Origin of the sequence: Enterobacter sp. R-25 (assembly GCF_049913205.1) — a bacterium.
In the GTDB taxonomy this organism is placed as follows: Bacteria; Pseudomonadota; Gammaproteobacteria; order Enterobacterales; family Enterobacteriaceae; genus Enterobacter; species Enterobacter ludwigii.
The window spans coordinates 2,615,753-2,636,123 of sequence record NZ_CP183982.1 but is presented as its reverse complement, the minus strand read 5'-3'; the positions used below and the strand labels follow the sequence as shown (position 1 = coordinate 2,636,123).

25 protein-coding genes are annotated in these 20,371 nt (G+C 52.0%); 14 read left to right on the top strand and 11 right to left on the bottom strand.

Features of this window, described 5'->3' with window-relative positions; all coding sequences use genetic code 11:
* The first annotated feature begins 322 nt into the window (after nucleotides 1–322).
* The 7 genes from ACN9MQ_RS12600 (at nucleotide 323) to ACN9MQ_RS12570 (ending at nucleotide 8,211) form a co-directional block, all read left to right on the top strand.
* Nucleotides 323–970 carry a YchE family NAAT transporter gene (locus tag ACN9MQ_RS12600; RefSeq protein ID WP_014170449.1) on the top strand — a complete coding sequence of 216 codons (648 nt, stop codon included), beginning with the start codon at nucleotides 323–325 and terminating at the stop codon, nucleotides 968–970.
* A 772-nt stretch (nucleotides 971–1,742) separates the two neighbouring features.
* Complete coding sequence (gene oppA / locus ACN9MQ_RS12595; protein ID WP_020882381.1) at nucleotides 1,743–3,374, top strand: oligopeptide ABC transporter substrate-binding protein OppA; 1,632 nt, start codon at nucleotides 1,743–1,745, stop codon at nucleotides 3,372–3,374.
* Between the two features lie 83 nt (nucleotides 3,375–3,457).
* Nucleotides 3,458–4,378: an oligopeptide ABC transporter permease OppB gene (oppB, locus tag ACN9MQ_RS12590; RefSeq protein ID WP_014170447.1), complete on the top strand. Its 921-nt coding sequence runs from the start codon at nucleotides 3,458–3,460 to the stop codon at nucleotides 4,376–4,378.
* Between the two features lie 14 nt (nucleotides 4,379–4,392).
* Nucleotides 4,393–5,301, top strand: a complete 909-nt coding sequence (gene oppC / locus ACN9MQ_RS12585) for an oligopeptide ABC transporter permease OppC (protein WP_014170446.1) — start codon at nucleotides 4,393–4,395, stop codon at nucleotides 5,299–5,301.
* A gap of 11 nt (nucleotides 5,302–5,312) precedes the next feature.
* Nucleotides 5,313–6,326, top strand: a complete 1,014-nt coding sequence (locus ACN9MQ_RS12580; RefSeq protein ID WP_014170445.1) for an ABC transporter ATP-binding protein — start codon at nucleotides 5,313–5,315, stop codon at nucleotides 6,324–6,326.
* Complete coding sequence (gene oppF, locus ACN9MQ_RS12575) at nucleotides 6,323–7,327, top strand: murein tripeptide/oligopeptide ABC transporter ATP-binding protein OppF (protein ID WP_014170444.1); 1,005 nt, start codon at nucleotides 6,323–6,325, stop codon at nucleotides 7,325–7,327. The genes ACN9MQ_RS12580 and oppF overlap by 4 nt, the downstream gene beginning before the upstream one ends.
* Before the next feature lie 14 nt (nucleotides 7,328–7,341).
* Nucleotides 7,342–8,211, top strand: a complete 870-nt coding sequence (locus ACN9MQ_RS12570; RefSeq protein ID WP_041162688.1) for an ion transporter — start codon at nucleotides 7,342–7,344, stop codon at nucleotides 8,209–8,211.
* A gap of 31 nt (nucleotides 8,212–8,242) precedes the next feature.
* On the opposite strand, the gene ACN9MQ_RS12565 is transcribed toward ACN9MQ_RS12570, so the two are convergent.
* Together ACN9MQ_RS12565 and cls are read right to left on the bottom strand one after the other, a co-directional pair.
* Entirely contained in the window at nucleotides 8,243–8,572 is a 330-nt protein-coding gene (locus ACN9MQ_RS12565) for an HI1450 family dsDNA-mimic protein (RefSeq protein WP_006810881.1), read from the bottom strand.
* Between the two features lie 33 nt (nucleotides 8,573–8,605).
* Nucleotides 8,606–10,066, bottom strand: coding sequence for a cardiolipin synthase (cls, locus tag ACN9MQ_RS12560; RefSeq protein ID WP_014170441.1), 1,461 nt, complete (start codon nucleotides 10,064–10,066; stop codon nucleotides 8,606–8,608).
* A 144-nt stretch (nucleotides 10,067–10,210) separates the two neighbouring features.
* On the opposite strand from cls, the gene ACN9MQ_RS12555 reads away from it, so the two are divergent.
* From ACN9MQ_RS12555 to leuE, 4 genes are all read left to right on the top strand, one after another.
* Entirely contained in the window at nucleotides 10,211–10,384 is a 174-nt protein-coding gene (locus tag ACN9MQ_RS12555) for a YciY family protein (protein ID WP_086463573.1), read from the top strand.
* A 116-nt stretch (nucleotides 10,385–10,500) separates the two neighbouring features.
* Nucleotides 10,501–10,629: a KPN_01571 family protein gene (locus tag ACN9MQ_RS12550; protein WP_223399121.1), complete on the top strand. Its 129-nt coding sequence runs from the start codon at nucleotides 10,501–10,503 to the stop codon at nucleotides 10,627–10,629.
* A 12-nt stretch (nucleotides 10,630–10,641) separates the two neighbouring features.
* The gene (locus ACN9MQ_RS12545; RefSeq protein WP_426021008.1) at nucleotides 10,642–11,052 is read left to right on the top strand and encodes an Exc2 family lipoprotein; all 411 of its coding nucleotides are present in this window, start codon (nucleotides 10,642–10,644) and stop codon (nucleotides 11,050–11,052) included.
* 67 nt (nucleotides 11,053–11,119) lie between these two features.
* Nucleotides 11,120–11,755, top strand: a complete 636-nt coding sequence (leuE, locus tag ACN9MQ_RS12540; RefSeq protein ID WP_020882385.1) for a leucine efflux protein LeuE — start codon at nucleotides 11,120–11,122, stop codon at nucleotides 11,753–11,755.
* A gap of 35 nt (nucleotides 11,756–11,790) precedes the next feature.
* On the opposite strand, the gene ACN9MQ_RS12535 is transcribed toward leuE, so the two are convergent.
* Nucleotides 11,791–12,087, bottom strand: a complete 297-nt coding sequence (locus tag ACN9MQ_RS12535) for a YciI family protein (protein WP_014170437.1) — start codon at nucleotides 12,085–12,087, stop codon at nucleotides 11,791–11,793.
* Nucleotides 12,088–12,308: 221 nt separating this feature from the next.
* Between ACN9MQ_RS12535 and tonB the strand changes: the two genes are divergently transcribed.
* On the top strand, nucleotides 12,309–13,031 hold the full coding sequence (tonB, locus tag ACN9MQ_RS12530; protein WP_025203933.1) for a TonB system transport protein TonB: 723 nt from the start codon (nucleotides 12,309–12,311) through the stop codon (nucleotides 13,029–13,031).
* A gap of 38 nt (nucleotides 13,032–13,069) precedes the next feature.
* Here the strand turns inward: tonB and yciA are convergent, their stop codons facing one another.
* The 4 genes from yciA to ACN9MQ_RS12510 form a co-directional block, all read right to left on the bottom strand.
* Nucleotides 13,070–13,465 (bottom strand): acyl-CoA thioester hydrolase YciA, encoded by a 396-nt coding sequence (gene yciA / locus ACN9MQ_RS12525; protein WP_014170435.1) that lies wholly within the window; start codon nucleotides 13,463–13,465, stop codon nucleotides 13,070–13,072.
* A gap of 104 nt (nucleotides 13,466–13,569) precedes the next feature.
* Nucleotides 13,570–14,109, bottom strand: a complete 540-nt coding sequence (locus tag ACN9MQ_RS12520) for a septation protein A (protein ID WP_020882387.1) — start codon at nucleotides 14,107–14,109, stop codon at nucleotides 13,570–13,572.
* A 52-nt stretch (nucleotides 14,110–14,161) separates the two neighbouring features.
* A complete protein-coding gene (locus tag ACN9MQ_RS12515) occupies nucleotides 14,162–14,905 on the bottom strand; it encodes a YciC family protein (RefSeq protein WP_020882388.1) in 744 nt (247 codons plus the stop codon).
* A gap of 25 nt (nucleotides 14,906–14,930) precedes the next feature.
* Nucleotides 14,931–15,335, bottom strand: coding sequence for a YkgJ family cysteine cluster protein (locus tag ACN9MQ_RS12510; protein WP_346589110.1), 405 nt, complete (start codon nucleotides 15,333–15,335; stop codon nucleotides 14,931–14,933).
* Between the two features lie 282 nt (nucleotides 15,336–15,617).
* Here ACN9MQ_RS12510 and ompW point away from each other — a divergent pair, with 282 nt between their 5' ends.
* Nucleotides 15,618–16,250, top strand: a complete 633-nt coding sequence (gene ompW / locus ACN9MQ_RS12505) for an outer membrane protein OmpW (RefSeq protein ID WP_014170432.1) — start codon at nucleotides 15,618–15,620, stop codon at nucleotides 16,248–16,250.
* A gap of 334 nt (nucleotides 16,251–16,584) precedes the next feature.
* Here ompW and uspF read toward each other — a convergent pair whose 3' ends face one another.
* The 4 genes from uspF to ACN9MQ_RS12485 all read right to left on the bottom strand — a co-directional run bounded on the left by uspF (nucleotide 16,585) and on the right by ACN9MQ_RS12485 (nucleotide 19,327).
* Nucleotides 16,585–17,019, bottom strand: coding sequence for a universal stress protein UspF (gene uspF / locus ACN9MQ_RS12500; protein ID WP_014170429.1), 435 nt, complete (start codon nucleotides 17,017–17,019; stop codon nucleotides 16,585–16,587).
* A gap of 140 nt (nucleotides 17,020–17,159) precedes the next feature.
* Nucleotides 17,160–17,393: a sulfurtransferase-like selenium metabolism protein YedF gene (gene yedF, locus ACN9MQ_RS12495; RefSeq protein WP_014170428.1), complete on the bottom strand. Its 234-nt coding sequence runs from the start codon at nucleotides 17,391–17,393 to the stop codon at nucleotides 17,160–17,162.
* Nucleotides 17,390–18,601 (bottom strand): selenium metabolism membrane protein YedE/FdhT, encoded by a 1,212-nt coding sequence (yedE, locus tag ACN9MQ_RS12490; protein WP_014170427.1) that lies wholly within the window; start codon nucleotides 18,599–18,601, stop codon nucleotides 17,390–17,392. The genes yedF and yedE overlap by 4 nt, the downstream gene beginning before the upstream one ends.
* A 177-nt stretch (nucleotides 18,602–18,778) precedes the next feature.
* Nucleotides 18,779–19,327 carry a TetR/AcrR family transcriptional regulator gene (locus ACN9MQ_RS12485; RefSeq protein WP_148576749.1) on the bottom strand — a complete coding sequence of 183 codons (549 nt, stop codon included), beginning with the start codon at nucleotides 19,325–19,327 and terminating at the stop codon, nucleotides 18,779–18,781.
* 239 nt (nucleotides 19,328–19,566) lie between these two features.
* Between ACN9MQ_RS12485 and ACN9MQ_RS12480 the strand changes: the two genes are divergently transcribed.
* Nucleotides 19,567–20,346, top strand: a complete 780-nt coding sequence (locus ACN9MQ_RS12480) for an SDR family NAD(P)-dependent oxidoreductase (protein ID WP_063156509.1) — start codon at nucleotides 19,567–19,569, stop codon at nucleotides 20,344–20,346.
* Nucleotides 20,347–20,371 lie beyond the last annotated feature (25 nt).

The following is a 20,371-nucleotide window of genomic DNA, read 5'->3' as shown; positions in this document are numbered from 1 at the left end:
ATCATCCCTTTGTGACAGGTGACCTTCCTGGGGGGCGTAATCAAGATTACTCACTTCTGAGTACGAAAATCATGATCTGCGTCAATTTTTCCCCAAGCTGATACCTTTCAGCAGGGTTATTTATTGTAGATATTTCCAGTGTTAAATAATTAAGTAACTATTGGAAGTGATGCTATCACTGATTCTACATCTGTTTAACATCCTGAAAGGATAACGTTTAGGCACAGATTTCTGGTGAAGTATGCTCATAAAAAGCGTATCTTCAGCGCGATTTTTCATGACAAAGTGTCAGTCCCGGGCATGTGCATAAGCGGAGCAAAACGTGATCCAAACGCTCTTTGATTTTCCAACGTATTTTAAATTTTTTATTGGTCTGTTTGCCCTGGTCAACCCGGTAGGGATCATCCCTGTCTTCATTAGTATGACCAGTTACCAGACGGCGGCGGCCAGGAACAAAACCAACCTCACCGCTAACCTGTCAGTGGCCATTATCTTGCTCACCTCGCTTTTCCTGGGTGATGCCATTCTCCAGCTGTTCGGCATTTCAATTGATTCTTTCCGCATCGCGGGCGGCATCCTGGTGGTGACCATTGCCATGTCGATGATCAGCGGTAAGCTGGGTGAGGATAAGCAGAACAAACAGGAGAAATCAGAAACCGCCATTCGCGAAAGTATCGGCGTGGTCCCGCTTGCGTTGCCTTTAATGGCAGGGCCGGGGGCGATCAGTTCCACCATTGTCTGGGGGACACGTTACCATAGCCTGATGCACCTGATTGGCTTTTCTGTCGCCATCGCTATCTTCGCACTGTGTTGTTGGGGTGTTTTCCGCATGGCACCCTGGCTGGTGCGCTGGCTGGGGCAAACGGGCATCAACGTCATTACGCGTATTATGGGCCTGTTGTTGATGGCGTTAGGCATCGAATTTATTGTCACCGGTATTAAAAGCATTTTCCCCGGCTTACTGCACTAATATTTCAAATGAAAGAACGGGGCCTGAGGCTCCGTTTTTTTACGTGATTATCAGCAAATCATATAACTAAAGTTGAAATGCTCACATATCATAATAAATTCTACTAATAATCCGCTTTTCTTATATTTCAATAAGTTATCAATTTACCTCGTGCCTCTCTGCGCATAAAACCTTCAATCGATCTGTTATTTTACTCACATGATACTCTGGGGCTTGCTGAGTCATAACCGAAATGATATTAGTAATTTCAACGTTCCCCTAGAGGAATGTGCTAAATAATAATCAGTTGTTAAATTTTTGTACAAAACCACTCGATGATAGCGCAGCGACGCGCTCGTAGAGAATGTTTTCTCTATCATATTGAATACCAATGTTTTTATGCGGTATTTGATGTCAGGCAGGGCTGCCCCCCGAGATACGGCACTCACCGTAAAAGAGAATTGCTTAACAAATTTGCAAAATGTATTGGCGCGCGTTTACGCCATTTGATACTTTCCGGCCTAATATTTTGCAGCATAAAACAAGCAGATGAGAATTATTTTCATATAGTCCTCTTCTCAGATATCCAGCGCAGGCCTCAGACAGGGGAGACCTGTGAAGAATCGACGCAAGACGGCCATACGAGCGGTCAGTAATAAAAAAGTCGGTGATAGCAAGAAGTAAAAAGAAGAACCTGACAGCAGCAAAAAAAACTCCTGCGCTGTACAGGCCCCAACAGGGGATTACACAGCTGGCGAAGGCCAGTAATTATAATGAGTGGAGTACCAACACAATGTCCATCATCACAAAAAAAAATCTGGTAGCGGCGGGGATTTTAACTGCGCTAATCGCGGGCAACGCTGCAATGGCTGCGGACGTTCCTGCAGGCGTTCAACTGGCTGAGAAACAGACGCTGGTTCGTAACAACGGTGCGGAAGTTCAGTCTCTTGACCCGCACAAAATTGAAGGTGTTCCGGAGTCTAACGTCAACCGCGACCTGTTCGAAGGCTTGCTGGTGACCGACGTAGACGGCCACCCGGCACCGGGTGTGGCGGAAAAATGGGAAAATAAAGATTTCAAAGTCTGGACCTTCCATCTGCGTAAAGATGCGAAATGGTCCGACGGTACGCCGGTTACCGCCGAAGATTTCGTGTATAGCTGGCAGCGTCTGGCGAATCCAACCACCGCCTCTCCGTATGCGAGCTACCTGCAATATGGCCACATCGCCAATATTGATGACATCATCGCCGGTAAAAAACCGGTCACCGACCTGGGTGTGAAAGCGATTGATGCCAATACCTTTGAAGTGACGTTGAGCGAGCCTGTTCCGTACTTCTACAAATTACTGGTTCACCCGTCCGTTTCCCCGGTACCAAAATCCGCGGTGGAAAAATTTGGTGAAAAATGGACCCAGCCTGCCAATATCGTGACCAACGGTGCTTATAAACTGAAAGACTGGGTGGTCAACGAACGTATGGTTCTGGAGCGTAACCCGCAGTACTGGGATAACGCGAAAACCGTCATTAATCAGGTAACCTACCTGCCAATCTCTTCTGAAGTTACTGACGTTAACCGTTACCGCAGCGGCGAAATCGACATGACCTATAACAACATGCCGATTGAACTGTTCCAGAAGCTGAAAAAAGAGATCCCGAAAGAAGTGCATGTTGATCCGTATCTCTGCACTTACTACTACGAAATCAACAACCAGAAAGCACCATTCACTGATGTGCGCGTGCGTACAGCGCTGAAGCTGGCACTGGATCGCGATATTATCGTGAACAAAGTGAAAAACCAGGGCGACCTGCCGGCATACAGCTATACCCCTCCTTATACCGACGGTATGAAACTGGTTGAGCCTGAGTGGTTCAAGTGGTCACAGGAAAAACGTAACGAAGAAGCGAAAAAACTGCTGGCTGAAGCCGGTTATACTGCTGACAAGCCGCTGACGTTTAACCTGCTGTACAACACGTCTGACCTGCATAAAAAACTGGCTATCGCCGTCGCGTCTATCTGGAAGAAAAACCTGGGCGTGAACGTGAAGCTGGAAAACCAGGAGTGGAAAACCTTCCTGGATACCCGCCATCAGGGGACGTTCGACGTGGCTCGTGCTGGCTGGTGTGCGGACTATAACGAACCAACATCCTTCCTGAACACCATGCTGAGTGACAGTTCGAATAACACCGCGCACTATAAGAGCCCGGCATTCGATAAGATCATTACTGATACGCTGAAAGTCACAGACGATGCGCAGCGCGCTGATCTGTACGCGAAATCAGAAGAGCAGCTCGATAAAGACTCTGCAATTGTACCGGTCTATTACTACGTTAACGCCCGCCTGGTGAAACCGTGGGTAGGGGGTTATACCGGTAAAGACCCGTTGGATAATATTTCCGTTAAGAATCTTTATATTATCAAGCATTAATGGCAATACGTGGGGCAGGCCTGGCTTGCCCCACTGTGTCTACTTTGTAACATTCATCAGGCACACGCCAGAAGGTACGGGCAATGTTGAAATTTATCCTGCGTCGCTGCTTAGAAGCGATACCAACGTTATTTATTCTAATTACGATTTCCTTCTTTATGATGCGTCTCGCGCCGGGAAGTCCATTTACCGGTGAACGTACGCTGCCACCGGAAGTGATGGCCAATATCGAAGCGAAGTATCATTTAAACGATCCTATCTCCACGCAGTACTTCAACTATCTGAAGCAACTGGCGCACGGTGATTTTGGGCCGTCATTCAAATACAAAGACTATTCCGTTAACGACCTGGTGGCGTCCAGCTTCCCTGTCTCGGCGAAACTGGGTGCTGCGGCATTCATCCTTGCCGTCGTTCTCGGCGTCACCGCGGGCGTTATTGCCGCGCTCAAACAAAATACCAAATGGGATTATACCGTAATGGGGGTGGCGATGACCGGGGTGGTTATACCCAGCTTCGTTGTCGCGCCATTACTGGTGATGATATTTGCCATTACGCTGAAATGGCTGCCCGGAGGCGGCTGGAACGGTGGGGCGCTGAAGTTCATGATTTTGCCAATGGTGGCACTCTCCCTGGCTTATATCGCCAGTATCGCGCGTATCACCCGCGGTTCCATGATTGAAGTGCTGCACTCGAACTTCATCCGCACCGCGCGTGCGAAAGGGCTGCCGATGCGCCGGATTATATTCCGCCATGCACTCAAGCCTGCGCTCCTGCCCGTGCTCTCCTACCTGGGGCCGGCATTCGTTGGGATCATCACCGGCTCAATGGTTATCGAAACCATCTACGGTCTGCCGGGCATTGGTCAGCTGTTCGTTAATGGCGCGCTGAACCGCGACTATTCACTGGTACTGAGCCTGACAATCCTTGTCGGCGCACTGACCATTTTGTTTAACGCTATCGTCGATGTGCTGTATGCCGTTATCGACCCGAAAATCCGTTACTGATACTGGAGCACGCCATGATGTTGAGTAAGAAAAACAGCGAGGCGCTGGAAAACTTCAGTGAAAAACTGGAAGTAGAAGGTCGTAGCCTCTGGCAAGACGCCCGTCGTCGCTTTATGCATAACCGCGCCGCGGTCGCCAGCCTGGTTGTTCTGGTGCTCATCGCGCTGTTTGTCACCCTGGCGCCGATTCTGTCGCAATTTACCTATTTCGACACCGACTGGGGCATGATGTCCAGCGCACCCGATATGACGTCCGGGCACTATTTTGGTACGGATTCCTCAGGGCGCGACCTGCTGGTGCGTGTCGCTATCGGTGGCCGCATTTCGCTGATGGTCGGTATTGCTGCCGCCCTGGTGGCGGTGATCGTGGGTACGCTTTACGGCTCACTCTCAGGCTACCTTGGCGGTAAAGTGGACTCCGTCATGATGCGTATGCTGGAAATCTTAAACTCCTTCCCGTTCATGTTCTTCGTTATCCTGCTGGTGACCTTCTTTGGCCAGAATATCCTGTTGATCTTCGTGGCAATCGGGATGGTGTCCTGGCTGGATATGGCGCGAATCGTTCGTGGTCAGACGCTGAGTCTTAAGCGTAAAGAGTTTATCGAAGCGGCGCAGGTGGGCGGTGTCTCCACCGGTAATATTGTGGTTCGCCATATCGTTCCTAACGTGCTCGGCGTGGTGGTGGTATATGCCTCGCTGCTGGTACCAAGCATGATCCTGTTTGAATCTTTCCTGAGCTTCCTGGGTCTGGGTACACAAGAGCCACTGAGCAGCTGGGGCGCGCTTCTGAGTGATGGTGCAAACTCAATGGAAGTCTCACCGTGGTTGCTTCTGTACCCGGCGGGCTTCCTGGTCGTCACCCTGTTTTGTTTCAACTTTATCGGCGATGGCCTGCGTGATGCCCTCGACCCGAAAGACCGTTAAGGAGCGCCGTCATGACGATTATTGAAACGGCCACTGCGCCACAGGCGCAACAGCAGGGTAACCTTCTGCTGGACGTAAAAGACCTCCGCGTGACCTTTAAAACGCCGGATGGCGATGTGACCGCCGTGAACGATCTCAACTTCAACCTGCGTGCGGGTGAAACGCTGGGGATCGTGGGCGAGTCGGGTTCCGGTAAATCCCAAACCGCCTTTGCGTTGATGGGGCTGCTGGCGTCTAACGGTGTCATTGGCGGTTCCGCCAAATTCAACGGGCGTGAGATCCTCAACCTGCCGGAATACGAGCTGAACAAGCTGCGCGCTGAGCAGATTTCGATGATATTCCAGGACCCGATGACCTCGCTGAACCCGTATATGCGTGTCGGCGAGCAGCTGATGGAAGTGCTGATGCTGCACAAAGGCCTGGGCAAAGCGGAAGCCTTTGAGGAGTCCGTCAAAATGCTCGACGCGGTGAAAATGCCGGAAGCGCGCAAGCGTATGCGCATGTTCCCGCATGAGTTCTCCGGCGGTATGCGTCAGCGTGTCATGATTGCGATGGCGCTAATGTGCCGGCCAAAACTGCTGATTGCCGATGAACCGACCACCGCGCTTGATGTGACCGTCCAGGCACAGATCATGACGCTGCTGAACGAGCTTAAGCGTGAGTTCAACACCGCGATTATCATGATCACTCACGATCTGGGCGTAGTGGCCGGTATCTGTGACAAGGTACTGGTGATGTATGCCGGTCGCACCATGGAATATGGTAAGGCGCGCGACGTGTTCTACCAGCCTGCACACCCTTACTCCATTGGTCTGCTGAATGCGGTGCCGCGCCTCGATGCAGAAGGGGAATCCCTGCTGACCATCCCTGGCAACCCGCCAAACCTGCTGCGTCTGCCGAAAGGCTGTCCGTTCCAGCCACGCTGCCCGCACGCGATGGAAATCTGCAATACCGCGCCGCCGCTGGAAGAGTTTGCACCAGGCCGACTGCGCGCCTGCTTTAAGCCGCAGGAGGATCTGGTATGAACGCATTAGATGAAAAAAGAAATGTCCTGCTCGAAATTGCTGACCTTAAGGTGCATTTCGACATTAAAGACGGAAAACAGTGGTTCTGGCAGCCGCCGAAAACCCTGAAAGCGGTCGATGGCGTAACGCTTCGTCTGTATGAAGGGGAAACCCTGGGGGTGGTGGGTGAGTCCGGTTGCGGTAAATCCACGTTTGCGCGTGCCATCATAGGCCTCGTGAAAGCCACCGACGGCAAAGTTGCCTGGCTGGGTAAAGATCTGCTGGGCATGAAGCCAGACGAGTGGCGCGATGTGCGTAGCGACATCCAGATGATTTTCCAGGATCCGCTGGCCTCATTGAACCCGCGTATGACCATCGGGGAGATCATTGCTGAGCCACTGCGGACCTATCATCCGAAGATGCCGCGTCAGGAAGTACGCGACCGTGTGAAGGCAATGATGATGAAAGTGGGCTTGTTGCCTAACCTCGTCAACCGTTACCCGCACGAATTCTCCGGTGGTCAGTGCCAGCGTATCGGTATCGCCCGCGCCTTGATCCTTGAGCCGAAGCTGATTATCTGTGACGAGCCCGTCTCGGCGCTGGACGTCTCTATTCAGGCGCAGGTGGTTAACCTGCTGCAGAAACTGCAGCGTGAAATGGGGCTGTCGCTGATCTTCATTGCGCATGACCTCGCGGTGGTGAAACACATTTCTGACCGCGTACTGGTGATGTATCTGGGTCATGCGGTGGAATTAGGGACTTACGATGAGGTGTACCATAACCCACTGCACCCCTATACCCGGGCACTGATGTCTGCGGTACCGATTCCCGATCCGGATCTGGAAAAAAATAAAACCATCCAGCTTCTGGAAGGTGAATTACCGTCCCCGATTAACCCTCCGTCCGGTTGTGTATTCCGTACGCGATGCCCGATGGCCGGGCCGGAATGTGCAAAAACACGTCCGGTTCTGGAGGGCAGTTTCCGACATGCTGTTTCCTGCCTGAAAGTAGACCCGTTATAATCGCAAGGGCTGACATGATGTCAGCCCTTATTATTTGCGAGGTTAATGTGTCGCGATTATTCACCTCCGTCCGTCGGCGGCTCTATCATCTTTTATTCGATCCTGAAACGGTAACCGGACGGCGTTTTGAAGCCCTCTGCGCGCTGTTTGCGCTGCTCAGCGTGGTGATCATTTTTATCGAATCGGGCGTCGGAACGCAGTATCACCTGACGCTGGAAGAATGGCATCTTTTTGTCTGGCTGGAGCTGGTCATTACGCTGGTCTTTACCGCTGAATATTTCCTGCGGGTATTCTGTTGGCCTGATCCGGCCAAATATGTCTTCAGCTTCTGGGGATTTATTGATTTAGCCACGATCCTGCCGCTCTATGTCATGTGGCTATGGCCGGAAATCAGTCTGAGCTATGTTTTTGCCTGGCGAGCGATGCGCGTTATTCGGGTGTTACGCATTCTTAAACTGCTGCGGTTTATGCCGTCATTGCGGATATTCTGGAGTGCCATCGTCAGCGCGCGGCATCAGCTGATCCTGTTCTATTCATTTATTGCCATCGTCATGGTGATATTCGGCGCGTTGATGTATTTGATAGAAGGGCCGAAGAATGGCTTCTCAACGCTGAATGCTTCTGTCTATTGGGCGATTGTGACCGTCACGACCGTTGGCTATGGTGATATAGCCCCTCATACTCCGCTGGGACGGATTGTCGCCTCGGTACTGATTCTGATTGGTTATTCGGTGATTGCGGTCCCGACAGGGCTCATTACTACGCACATGAGCAGCGCCTTTCAGAACCGTAAGGCGCAACGAAAATGCCCGAAATGTCACCGGGGTGAACATGAACACAGCGCGCGGTTTTGTAATCAGTGCGGAAGTGAGTTACCGGATTAAATAAAAAAGGCTGCAATCGCAGCCTTTTTTATTATTCGCGCCAGAGAATATGACACAGCTTGTGGTCTTTCTCGCGACACAGCAGGACGCGGGCGAAGATGTCGTTAATTTCACCGCCATCTTCATCGGCCAGGCCAATCACCACTTCGGCAAAGAAGTCAGGATTAAGGTCGAAATCCACATGTTCAGCCCAGTCTTCAGAAGGGTCGAACAACTCGGCGCCCCCGCGCTCTTCAAACTGGAGATTAAAGAGGATCACGTCTGCGGGATCGAGGTTATCAACCGCCAGTTCGAGAAAAATGTCATAGGCCTGTTCGAGCGTTTCGTCTTCGGTCAGGCGATTGTTCAGATCCATTTCCATGATGACTACCTGTTTAACATCGTTGGGCACGTTTTACAGCAACGGACTAAAGAAGTAAAACAGTCGTTCGGTAATTCTCTGCCACAGCGGGCGTTTAACCCACAGTCTGGCATCCAGCAGTCGCGAGCGGGAGATATAATCATCCTGGACCGCGGCCAGATCGCCGCCAAAGCCGGCATCATCGATCACCAGTGTGATTTCAAAGTTCAGCCACAGACTGCGCATATCCAGGTTAACCGTGCCCACCAGACTTAACTCACCGTCGACAAGCACGCTCTTGGTGTGGAGTAATCCGCCTTCAAACTGGTAAATTTTCACCCCCGCGGCCAGCAGTTCACTGAAGAATGCCCGGCTGGCCCAGCCCACCAGAAGCGAGTCATTTTTGCGTGGCAAGATGATACTCACATCGACACCGCGCTGTGCCGCGGTACAGATGGCGTGCAGCAGGTCATCGCTGGGAACAAAGTAGGGGGTGGTCATGATCAAATATTCACGCGCTGCGTAAGTGGCCGTCAGCAACGCCTGATGGATCAGGTCCTCCGGGAAGCCCGGTCCGGAAGCGATAGTATGGATGGTGTGCCCGCTGGCCTCTTCAAATGGCATGATATTGCCATCCGGTGGTGGCGGCAAGATACGTTTCCCGGTTTCTATCTCCCAGTCGCAGGAATAAACGATGCCCATCGAGGTGGCAATGGGCCCCTCCATTCTCGCCATCAGGTCTACCCACTGCCCGACACCCGAGTCCTGCTTGAAGAACCGCGGGTCAACCATGTTCATGCTGCCGGTATAGGCTATATAGTTGTCGATCATGATCATTTTACGGTGCTGGCGAAGGTCCATCCGGCGCAGAAACACACGCAAGAGATTGACCTTCAGCGCCTCAACCACTTCAATACCGGCATTACGCATCATGCCCGCCCAGGGGCTACGGAAGAAGGCGACGCTGCCAGCGGAGTCCAGCAACAGGCGGCAATGAATGCCCCGACGCGCAGCGGCCATCAGCGATTCAGCAACCTGATCGGCCATGCCGCCAGGCTGCCAGATATAGAACACCATCTCGATATTATGGCGAGCCAGTTGAATATCGCGGATGAGGGCCTGCATGACGTCATCCGAGGAGGTCAGCAACTGGAGCTGGTTGCCCTTAACGCCGCCAATACCCTGACGGAGTTCGCACAGCTTAAACAGCGAGGAGGCAACACTGCTGTTCTCCTCGGCAAAGATATGTTTACAGGCTTTGAGATCGTTGAGCCATTTGGCGGTTGAAGGCCACATGGCGCGGGCACGCTCGGCACGGCGTTTACCCAGATGAAGCTCACCGAAAGAGAGATAGGCAATAATCCCCACCAGCGGCAGGATGTAGATTATCAGCAGCCAGGCCATGGCAGAGGGTACGGCTCTGCGCTTCATCAGGATGCGCAAAGTCACACCCGCGATTAACAGCCAGTATCCCAGAATGACCAGCCAACTCACCACGGTGTAGAAGGTTGTCATAGGTAAAAAAATCCTTTTGAAAGCGTATTGTTATGAGTGTACGCATCAGGAATCATCTGGCAAATAAAAACGCCAGTTAAAAGCGCTGGTTTGCTGCGGGGTTGGGTTTATAATGGGGATTCTGTTAGAGAAAGAGTTGTAAACATGAAGCGCAGTAGAACAGAAGTAGGGCGCTGGCGCATGTTGCGACAGGTGAGTCGTCGCAAGGCTCGTTGGCTGGAAGCACAATCCCGCCGCAATATGCGTATACACGCCATCAGAAAATGTGGAATGACCAGACACCGTAACGCGTTGCTGTTCGCTACACAGGTTATCTGAGAACCATCAGGGCACCGTTAAGGTGCCCACTGATTTTCAGGCTATCATTTTTCGCAGTCTCTCCCCCGATTCATTCCGCGATATACTCCGCCCTCTTAATCTTATGCATTTCAAAGATGAATCCTTATCTCTGGGTATTTATTGTGCTGCTTGCGCTGGATGCGATCAGGGAAAAAGCAGGATTATCGTCATTATCCGCGTTGATTAATTTACTGCTCAGCGGGATATCGCACTGGATAAACTAAAAAGGAAAAGAGATGAACGGAAAAGTGGTTGCTGCCCTTCTTGGGATTGCCGTGTTGAGCGGTTGTGCCAGCAGTAAAACGTCACCGGAAAGGCATGCTTATTATTTCGTGTCGCATAAAACCAATTTTACTGGCGGCAATTTTACGTCAAGTGTATCGCAAAATTATCGTCTGAATGTCCCTCAGTTCCGTGAGCTGTATGAGCAGGGGAAAACCGATCGCGCTGCAGGACGCACACTGTCTGAGGCAAACCAGTACGCCCAAAGCATTCGCGATCAACTGAAGAAACAGGCGAAAACGGAGCATGCTTTCGACGGTAATACCGCGGATAAATGGACGTCTCGAATGGAAGAGAAGGACGCCGTTTTATTTGGTAACGAACTGGCTGCGACTTATCTTGATGGCTATAACGGCGTACAATAGCGTCTGATTTTGGGGATATCGTTTTTGCAGCGGTATTCCCGTCGTTTTTTAGCAAAAGGAGGGAGAGGTGTTTGCGGAGTTTGGTGTACTTAATTTCTGGACCTATGTTGTAGGGGCATTTTTTATCGTGCTGGTGCCTGGACCGAACACATTGTTTGTACTGAAAACCGGTATTGGGCACGGCGTTAAAAAAGGGTATCTCGCCGCCACTGGCGTATTTATCGGCGATGCAGTGCTGATGTTTCTGGCCTGGGCGGGCGTCGCAGCATTAATTCAGACGACCCCGGTTCTGTTTAATATTGTGCGCTACCTCGGTGCTTTCTATCTCCTGTGGCTCGGCGGCAAAATGCTCTGGTCAGTCATCACCCGTCAGAAGAATACCCATGAGAGCGGAACCGAGCCTGCGAGCATGATCATGAAACGCTCGCTGGTGCTGAGCCTGACGAATCCAAAGGCTATTTTGTTCTATGTCTCGTTCTTTGTGCAGTTCATCGATGTGAATGCGAAAAACACGGGCACGTCTTTCCTGATCCTCGCGACCACGCTGGAGCTGATTAGCTTCATGTATATGAGCTTCCTGATCTTCTCTGGTGCGTTTGTCACGCGTTATCTGAAAACCAAAAAGAAACTGGCAAAGCTGGGGAACGGGCTGATTGGGCTGCTGTTTGTCGGATTTGCGGCGCGCTTAGCGTCACTGCACTGAAGAGATGAGTGGCTCCTTTCGGAGCCACTTTTGCATCAAAACACTTTCTTGTACGGGCGAACCGTCACCTTCGCATAGACACCTGCGGCAACGTACGGGTCTGCATCAGCCCAGGCCTGAGCCGCTTCCAGGGATTCAAACTCGGCAATCACCGTGGAGCCCGCGAAACCGGCAGCGCCAGGGTCATTGCTGTCTACCGCAGGCATTGGACCCGCGGTCAGTAATCGACCTTCATCCTGGAGCAGTTGTAAACGCGCCAGATGGGCAGGGCGAACGGACTGGCGTTTTTCGAGGGAATCAGCGACATCTTCAGAGTAAATCACGTAAAGCACGGTGAAGCTCCTTAACCATTAAAAGTGTCAGTAACGTTATGTGAAAGGGCAACTGACTGCAATGTAAAGATAAAAACAATGTTAAAACCCTGATCTGAATGCGCCTTTTTTGGCCTCTCTTGCGCTTAAATTGCGCCAGGACAAAGTGTCTTATTGAATATGATTGCTATTTGCATTTAAAATCAGTGTTCGGTTTTTTAACGTTGATGATTATGACTTCGATGACCCTTGATTTACCTCGCCGCTTTCCCTGGCCGACGTTGCTTTCTGTCGTTATTCACGGTGCTGTCGTGGCGGGTTTGCTTTATACCTCGGTTCATCAGGTTGTTGAAATGCCAGCGCCCGCACAGCCTATTTCTGTGACGATGGTCTCGCCAGCGGATCTCGAACCGCCGCAGGTTGCGCCTCCGCCGCCACAGCCCGTCGCCGAACCGGAACCCGAACCTGAACCGGTGCCGGAACCGCCAAAAGAAGCTCCGGTGGTGATCCACAAACCCGAGCCGAAGCCGAAACCTAAGCCGAAGCCAAAACCGGTGAAAAAGGTAGAAGAACGTCCAAAACGCGAAACGCGTCCGGTTGAACCCCGCGCCACGCAGACGGTAGAAAATGCAGCACCTTCGCGTCCGGTGATGAATAACACCACGACGACAGCCAAACCGACAGTCACCGCACCCGCGGGACCGCGTGCGGTCAGCCGTAATCAGCCGCAGTATCCGGCTCGTGCTCAGGCATTACGTATTGAGGGGCGTGTACGGGTGAAATTTGATGTTACGCCGGAAGGGCGTGTTGAGAACGTGGAAATACTGTCCGCGCAGCCGTCTAATATGTTCGAAAGAGAAGTGAAAACGGCGATGCGCAGATGGCGTTATGAAGCCGGTAAACCGGGCAACGGACTGATCGTGAATATTGTCTTCCGCCTGAATGGCGGGGCACAGATGGAATAAAAAAAGCCTCCGCAAGGAGGCTTTTTTTTACCGGGCAATCAGGCCTGAGGAAGCGGTCGGGGTTTACCTTCGTTGTCCACGGCCACATAAATAAACAGCGCTTCTGTCGCTTTATAACGCTGTCCAATGGGTTCGGACGAGACCTTTTTCACCCACACTTCGATGTTAATGGAGATGGAGGTATTGCCACGTTTTACGCAACGCGCGTAACAGCAAACCACATCACCCACTGCAACCGGGCGCAGGAAGGTCATGCCATCCACTCTCACCGTCACTACCCGGCCATGTGCAATCTCTTTTGCCAGAATAGCGCCGCCCATATCCATTTGCGACATCAGCCAGCCGCCAAAAATATCGCCATTGGCATTGGTGTCAGCGGGCATTGCCAGTGTGCGTAAAACCAGTTCGCCCTGAGGGGCGTTATTTGTTGTCATTGTTTTAACTCGTAACTGAAGACTTCAGGCGGGATGCTACTATGATTTCAGGCTGGAGAGAATAGACCAGAACGCCTGCTGCACACGTTCTGGTCGGTGAACGATCAGTGCTGGTCGTCCTGTGGCATGTGGCGATAGATATAAACGCCACTTAACAGCGTGAAGATGAGCGTCAGAGCCGTCAGGCCAAAGACCTTGAAGTTGACCCAGATATTCTGCGGCAGCCAGAAAGCAATATAGATATTGGCAAGACCACAGAGAATAAAGAAGATCGCCCAGGCGATATTCAGTCGAGACCACACTTCCTGAGGCAGCGTCAGCTCTTTGCCCAGCATGCGCTGGATCAGCGGCTTCTTCATCACCCACTGGCTAATCAGTAACGCACCCGCAAACAGAGCGTAAATTACCGTGACTTTCCATTTGATGAATTCATCGTTGTGGAAGAACAGGGTTAGTCCACCAAACACCGCGACCAGGACGAAGGTCACCAGCGCCATTTTTTCAACTTTACGGTAGCGAACCCAGCTGTAGATCAGCACAACCGCTGTGGCCACGATCAGTGCAGTCGTGGCGGCATAAATGTCATACAGCTTGTAGAAAGCGAAAAAGACCACGAGCGGTAAAAAATCAAGAAACTGCTTCATTCTGTGATTCCATCTTCTGTGTAGGGCCGGGCTGACGTTCCCGGCCACAGGATTACTGACGAATTAACATATACAGGCGGAACAGATAGACCAGCAGTACCGCTGAAATGAGGTTGCTCAGCGTATTTGCCACCACCGCGCCAACATTTGGCGTGAGTACCGCAAAATTCGGGGCAAACAGCAGCAGGAGCGTTTTCGCCAACAGCCAGCCGATAACAGCCGGTGCCACCAGGCGTATATTTGCCCAGGCGAGCCGGATGCTGCTGCGCATCGCGGTAAAGATCCCCAGTTTATCCTGCACGACCATTACCGGCGCGAAGGAGAGCACGATAGCCAGTAATACACCCGGCACGACGACCAGCATAATCCCCATCTGCACCAGCATGGTGGTTAAAAAGATGAGGATAAACAGCTTCGGTAATACCGGCGCGCTGGCACCAATCGCCCGCAGGGCGCTGACACGCTGACCGGCGGAAACCAGCTGAATCATCAGCAGAACGCCACCTGCCAGAATCGCATTGCCGATAAGACCAGAGAATGTCGAAGCAGCGGAAGCCCGCAGCAGGATTTGTTGCTGCTCCGGCGTCATGTTTTGTACCAGTTCAAACAACCCCACGCTATCTGCAAGGTTGTCGCCCTGGCTCAGGCTGGCAATCTGTTCGTCACTTGGCGAGAACGCATGGCCAAGCACCACTGTAATGAAGGCGCATAGCAACGCGATCAGTAAAAAGGTTAAGAACTGATTGCGGAAAAAGTTTCCCGTGTCACGGTAGACAGACTTCGCCGTGATAGACATGCACTCTCCTTGAGTATTGCAGGTGTTAATTAGCCGGCAATTGTACACCGGATAACACTGTCGTGGCAGCATCAAGGCTTGTATGGAAAAGCATATCTTTGTAAAGCGGCGGTAATCCAAAGCGCGCACGGGCACGATTACAGGCTTCATTGACCTGCCCATCCTCACCTGACATGGAAAATTCCCGGCACGGGCTGGGGCGGTGCTCGTAGATAGAGCACCGGGTGGACACCCCAGGTTCACCTTGAAGCGCAGCGCATCGGCACGGTTTTTGGTTGGTGCCACTCATGCAGCGCAGAAAAGGCGTTAACGGTTCAGTGAGATGAACCGGAACGGTACCGCCGCCATCGTTGGCTTCGGCCCAGTAGAAAGAGACTCGAAAATACGCACAACAGGCTCCGCACGTCATGCACGGGTTAACATCACTCATGGCACACCTGCAAAAGAAGAACGCATCAAATCAACTTGTGAGAGCGCTAAATTATCCAGCCGCGAGAGGAAGAGCAAGAGGGTGAAAAGAGAAAATTTTGTAACGCCGAAATGCCAGAAATTGACCTGGCGACAACTTATCGCTTTACGGTGTGTCACCAAAAATTAACCCAGATCAATGAATGTTAACTTACTGGTTTTAATGTGATCTGTAGCAGATCACTTATTACTCATTTGTGAGTATATTCTCCTCCGCGACTAAAACCACAACGATGGAGCGGATATGAAAAAATTAGCGGTGGCAGCCCTTGTATTAAGCAGTCTCTCTGGCGGCGCGTATGCGCATGAAGCAGGTGAATTCTTTATTCGTGCCGGTTCGGCAACGGTGCGTCCAACAGAAGGCTCTGATAGCGTACTGGGTATGGGCGGTTTTAACGTCAGCAACAATACCCAGCTCGGTTTGACCTTTACGTATATGGCGACGGAGAACATTGGTGTTGAGCTTCTGGCAGCAACGCCATTCCGTCATCGCGTCGGTTTAGGGCCAACCGGGGATATCGCGACGGTGCACCATTTACCGCCAACACTGATGGCGCAGTGGTACTTTGGTGATGCTAACAGTAAGGTGCGTCCGTATATTGGCGCAGGGGTGAACTACACCACCTTCTTCGACGAGAAATTTAACGATACCGGTAAAGAAGCCGGGCTTACCGATCTCAGCCTGAAAGACTCGTGGGGTGTTGCGGGGCAGGTGGGGCTGGATTATCTGATTAACCGTGACTGGTTAATTAACGCCTCGGTCTGGTACATGGACATTGATACCGACGTTCGCTTTAAAGCGGGCGGTGAACAGCAAAGTATCAGCACTCGCCTCGATCCGTGGGTGTTTATGTTCTCCGCGGGTTATCGTTTCTGATTTATCCCCTGAGACTGGCCTGGTTATGGCCAGTCTTGCTTCGGGGGGCGATTAAGGTTGCCCCTCCATATTCCAGCGTGCTGTACTCATCTCATCAAATACATGCTGAACCGTAAACGGCGGAAATACTGCCCGTTTAGCCGCGTCAGCCAACGCCTGACAGTAACCTAATCACACCATCCCTAAAGTCGAGGTGCAGATTGCATCATTTACCGCTTCATGCGTGAGGATCGGTCAGGGCGGCGTCCAGTGATTGCTCAATGGCGCAGGCCTGTGGCCCTGGATACGATAATAAGCCCCGATAGCCCGGGGCTTATCTTTCCTCGCAGGCACGCTAACGCACCACCAGCACCGGGCATTTTGCGTGGCGCACGACGACCGCAGCGTTAGAGCCTAACAGATAGGTCGAAATATCAGGTCGATGAGACGCAATAATTATCAGGTCTGCATTGATACTCTCAGCCAGTTTCAGGATCTGATCTTTAGGCGTGCCAGAAATGGCGTGGGTCTGAATGCGGTCGGCCGGTAAATTGAACTGCGTAACGATCTCATTCAATTTCGCCAGCGCCTCCTGCTGCATTTCTTCCAGTTTTGGCATCTCAACGGAATAGGCCAGACCAAGAGAGGAATAGTAGGGGAAAGAAGGAACGACAGTCAGAAAATGCACTTTGCCGTTACTGATTGCTGCGTTCGCCTGAACATAGGGAATCACCTGTTCGGTCAGGCGACGCTCTGAAATATCGACAGGAACGAGAATTGACGCAAACATGCCACACCTCCTGTTTGTTTTTTATCCACTTTAAGTGTAGTTCCGGGGGAGAACAGGGGACTGTATTTACCGCCAAAGTGGGACGTAAGGCGGATTTTTGGGGCAGGAGACGCCCCGGTTAAGGAGCGTCTGTGGCGGGATTATTTCTGTATCAAATAACGAATGGTTGGCCCATCCTGTTGAATGTCCAGCACGGTGTAACCGTGGTTTTTAGCATCCAGAGGAATGTTGTTGATGGACTGCGGGCAGTCGCTCACCACCTCCAGAATTTCCCCTTTCCTGAGCTGAGGCAGGGCTTCCAGCGTAGCGACAGCGGGATAAGGGCAGGGTTCGCCCACCATATCCAGACGATAGTCAGGCACGATCTCTTTCATGCGGCATTCTCCTGCGTTTCATTTTTGACAGCAGCACGGCGGAAGAACCGTTTCTCCTGCGCAATCACCAGTAAAAAAGCGACCAGCAGCAGGGCGTACGTCACTAACAGGCCACCGAGCGGGCCGAACGTGCTGAGCAGGTTGACCTTATCCCAGTTCGTCGCGAGGACAGGAGAAAGGGAGTCCCAGTAGTACGCAAGGAGAGTTGACCCGAGCACGTTCCCCAGGCCAACCCACCAGTAATGCACTTGGCCTTCAACGGCGCGGTACATCCAGCCGGTTTCACAACCGCCAGCCAGCACAATCCCGAAGCCAAACAGCAGGCCGCCAATCACCGCATTCGGGCCGGCCCACATGATTTTCGGTTCAACGCCTAACTGAACATAGCTGAAGATGCCAATAGCACTCACCGCCATCCCGGCAATAATCGCTTTTGCCATCATTGTTCGCCCGGTGATCCACATATCGCGAAACGCTGAAGTAAAGCAGATCTGCGCGCGTTCAATAAGCAAACCAAAGCCCACGCCAAACAGCATTGCCAGACCCAGTTTAGGTTGATTGAGCGCTGTACACAGTGCCCATGCCACCATGGCGAAAAAGACCAGCATTCCCAGGCGGAAACGACGGTGTGCCTGAGCCGGTTTTTGCGTCAGCGGCGATGCGGCGCTGACCTTAACCATCCTGACGGGAATACGGAACAGCGGCAAAAGGGTAAATTTTGCGCCAAAGTAAGAACCGATGGCGGTAGCGACGGCAAAGAACCAGGCATGTAGCGAAAACTGTGGGATACCGGTAAAGAAGGCGGCAAGGTTACAGCCCATCGCCAGGCGCGCACCGAAACCGGCAATCATGCCGCCGATGACCGCCTGTACGATGCGGATCCGACTTTTTGGCATTCTCAGCTTAACGTTGTTTGCCCACAGCGCGGCGGCAAAACAGCCGCCGAACATGCCGATGATCATCATCCCGTCGATGCGGGTCAGCGGAGTGCCTTCCAGATGAATGAGCTTAAAGTAACCCCACTCTTCAGCATGCACGCCCGCAAGCTGCAGCAGCTGTCCACCCCAACGGGTAAACTCGCCGGTTACAGCCCAGAACGTACCGGTAATGCCAAAGTAGTAAGTAGACAGGATCCCCGCTGCGATAACGGCGGGTACAGGTGACCAGAACTTAACCAGGTAAGTCTGTTTGAAGTATTGCCATGACATGAGTAAGCCTCTGAACTCAGAAGGTATATTTGGATTTAACGGGCTGGAATATATAACTTTTTTTCTTTCTCCAAAACCTCTCCAAAACTTTTCTCAAAAATACCTACCTTTTTTATGACCTCCGTCATCAAATCTTCCTGATATCTTCTGGCAATCACTCACCCGGCTGCAAAATATTCACTCTTTTCGCGGCTCCTCACGCAGAATACGCGAGCGGCAGACATCCAGAATTTCGTCAGCGAGTGCAGAATTATCCGGGCAGGCACGGGACAACACCAGAGCACCGACAAGATGTGCAAAGGTGTCTATCAGGTCAGCACGTGAGACATTTTCGTCGCTTAACATTGCCAGCTGACGTTCAACCCCGGCTGCAAAGGTCGCTTTGATGGACCCGGACTGACGGGCGGTGTCGGTGCCCAGGGCTGACATCACACAACCCCTGGCCATATCATCGCGATGCTGTCGGGAGAGGTAATATTCAATGAATTTTTCTCGATCCACACCCGCCAGGTTTTCCGCGGCGTGTACAAAACCACAGTTCATGGCTTCTGACATCAGGTCAGCCTTTGAACCAAAGTGCTTATAAAACCCGCCGTGGGTTAAACCCGCCGCAGACATCAGCTCCGCCACGCCCACGCCGTCATAGCCGCGCTCACGAAAAAGTTCTGATGCCGTTTCAACAATGCGCATCCGGTTTTCCCGAACCTGCTCTTTTGACACTTTCATGCTTTCCCGCCCCCTTACAAAACAAGGCTCAATTATACATTGATGATGATCATAATCAAACCAGTTGACTTTATAGATTATGATAATCATCATTAAATCCATGTCCCCGACGGTGCTTCGCAGAGGTATGCGCGCTCTGCCAGTCTGACGGAGATCAGCAAAGAGAGCCGGACATATCCCGGATTTACCTGCATCGAACAGTGCAGATTCTGTTCAACATTGAATAAAGAAGATCACATATGACGAAAACTTCAGTTCTCATTACAGGCGCATCGACGGGTATTGGTGCTGTTTATGCGCAAAGATTTGCGAGCCGTGGACATGACCTGGTTCTGGTTGCCCGCGATAAAACAAAATTAGACGCACTCGCCGAGCGTCTGCGACAGGAGAAGGGCGTTTCTGTAGATGTTCTGCCAGCCGATCTCACTCAGGCAGCGGATTTAGCGACGGTGGAAGCTCGTCTTCGTGAAGACGAAAAAATAGGGGTGCTGATTAACAACGCAGGCATGGCACAGTCGGGCAATTTTACCGGCCAGACGCCTGAGGCAATTGAGCGTCTTATCGCCCTGAACGTCACTGCGCTGACGAGGCTTGCCAGTGCCGCGGCGCCACGGTTTGTCAAAACCGGAGAAGGCGCAATCGTCAATATCAGTTCCGTCGTTGGGCTCGCCCCGGAATTTGCCATGACGGTTTACGGGGCAACCAAAGCCTTTGTGCTTTTCCTGTCGCAGGGATTGCATCTTGAGCTGTCCTCCGCGGGCGTTTACGTCCAGGCGGTACTTCCGGCCGGCACTTACACCGAAATCTGGGAGCGTGCAGGTATTGATATCAGTAAGGCGCCCGAGATGATGGAAGTGGGTCAGTTAGTTGACGCAGCCCTGGCCGGCTTTGATCGTCGCGAACTCGTCACCATCCCTCCTTTACAAAATGCTGCCCACTGGGATGACCTGGAGAAGGCGCGTCAGGCTCTGCTGGCGGATATCAATCAGGCTAAAGCGGCAGAACGGTACACAGTGTAGCCACGGGGATTCGGCATAACCCTAT

What these genes read in the sequence shown, in the direction of transcription:
- oppA (WP_020882381.1), top strand. Translation starts at nt 1,743, where the DNA reads ATGTCCATCATCACAAAAAAAAATCTGGTAGCGGCGGGGATTTTAACT.
- oppB (WP_014170447.1), top strand. Translation starts at nt 3,458, where the DNA reads ATGTTGAAATTTATCCTGCGTCGCTGCTTAGAAGCGATACCAACGTTA.
- oppC (WP_014170446.1), top strand. Translation starts at nt 4,393, where the DNA reads ATGATGTTGAGTAAGAAAAACAGCGAGGCGCTGGAAAACTTCAGTGAA.
- ACN9MQ_RS12580 (WP_014170445.1), top strand. Translation starts at nt 5,313, where the DNA reads ATGACGATTATTGAAACGGCCACTGCGCCACAGGCGCAACAGCAGGGT.
- oppF (WP_014170444.1), top strand. Translation starts at nt 6,323, where the DNA reads ATGAACGCATTAGATGAAAAAAGAAATGTCCTGCTCGAAATTGCTGAC.
- ACN9MQ_RS12570 (WP_041162688.1), top strand. Translation starts at nt 7,342, where the DNA reads ATGATGTCAGCCCTTATTATTTGCGAGGTTAATGTGTCGCGATTATTC.
- ACN9MQ_RS12565 (WP_006810881.1), bottom strand. Translation starts at nt 8,572, where the DNA reads ATGGAAATGGATCTGAACAATCGCCTGACCGAAGACGAAACGCTCGAA.
- cls (WP_014170441.1), bottom strand. Translation starts at nt 10,066, where the DNA reads ATGACAACCTTCTACACCGTGGTGAGTTGGCTGGTCATTCTGGGATAC.
- ACN9MQ_RS12555 (WP_086463573.1), top strand. Translation starts at nt 10,211, where the DNA reads ATGAAGCGCAGTAGAACAGAAGTAGGGCGCTGGCGCATGTTGCGACAG.
- ACN9MQ_RS12550 (WP_223399121.1), top strand. Translation starts at nt 10,501, where the DNA reads ATGAATCCTTATCTCTGGGTATTTATTGTGCTGCTTGCGCTGGATGCG.
- ACN9MQ_RS12545 (WP_426021008.1), top strand. Translation starts at nt 10,642, where the DNA reads ATGAACGGAAAAGTGGTTGCTGCCCTTCTTGGGATTGCCGTGTTGAGC.
- tonB (WP_025203933.1), top strand. Translation starts at nt 12,309, where the DNA reads ATGACCCTTGATTTACCTCGCCGCTTTCCCTGGCCGACGTTGCTTTCT.
- yciA (WP_014170435.1), bottom strand. Translation starts at nt 13,465, where the DNA reads ATGACAACAAATAACGCCCCTCAGGGCGAACTGGTTTTACGCACACTG.
- ACN9MQ_RS12520 (WP_020882387.1), bottom strand. Translation starts at nt 14,109, where the DNA reads ATGAAGCAGTTTCTTGATTTTTTACCGCTCGTGGTCTTTTTCGCTTTC.
- ACN9MQ_RS12515 (WP_020882388.1), bottom strand. Translation starts at nt 14,905, where the DNA reads ATGTCTATCACGGCGAAGTCTGTCTACCGTGACACGGGAAACTTTTTC.
- ACN9MQ_RS12510 (WP_346589110.1), bottom strand. Translation starts at nt 15,335, where the DNA reads ATGAGTGATGTTAACCCGTGCATGACGTGCGGAGCCTGTTGTGCGTAT.
- ompW (WP_014170432.1), top strand. Translation starts at nt 15,618, where the DNA reads ATGAAAAAATTAGCGGTGGCAGCCCTTGTATTAAGCAGTCTCTCTGGC.
- uspF (WP_014170429.1), bottom strand. Translation starts at nt 17,019, where the DNA reads ATGTTTGCGTCAATTCTCGTTCCTGTCGATATTTCAGAGCGTCGCCTG.
- yedF (WP_014170428.1), bottom strand. Translation starts at nt 17,393, where the DNA reads ATGAAAGAGATCGTGCCTGACTATCGTCTGGATATGGTGGGCGAACCC.
- yedE (WP_014170427.1), bottom strand. Translation starts at nt 18,601, where the DNA reads ATGTCATGGCAATACTTCAAACAGACTTACCTGGTTAAGTTCTGGTCA.
- ACN9MQ_RS12485 (WP_148576749.1), bottom strand. Translation starts at nt 19,327, where the DNA reads ATGAAAGTGTCAAAAGAGCAGGTTCGGGAAAACCGGATGCGCATTGTT.
- ACN9MQ_RS12480 (WP_063156509.1), top strand. Translation starts at nt 19,567, where the DNA reads ATGACGAAAACTTCAGTTCTCATTACAGGCGCATCGACGGGTATTGGT.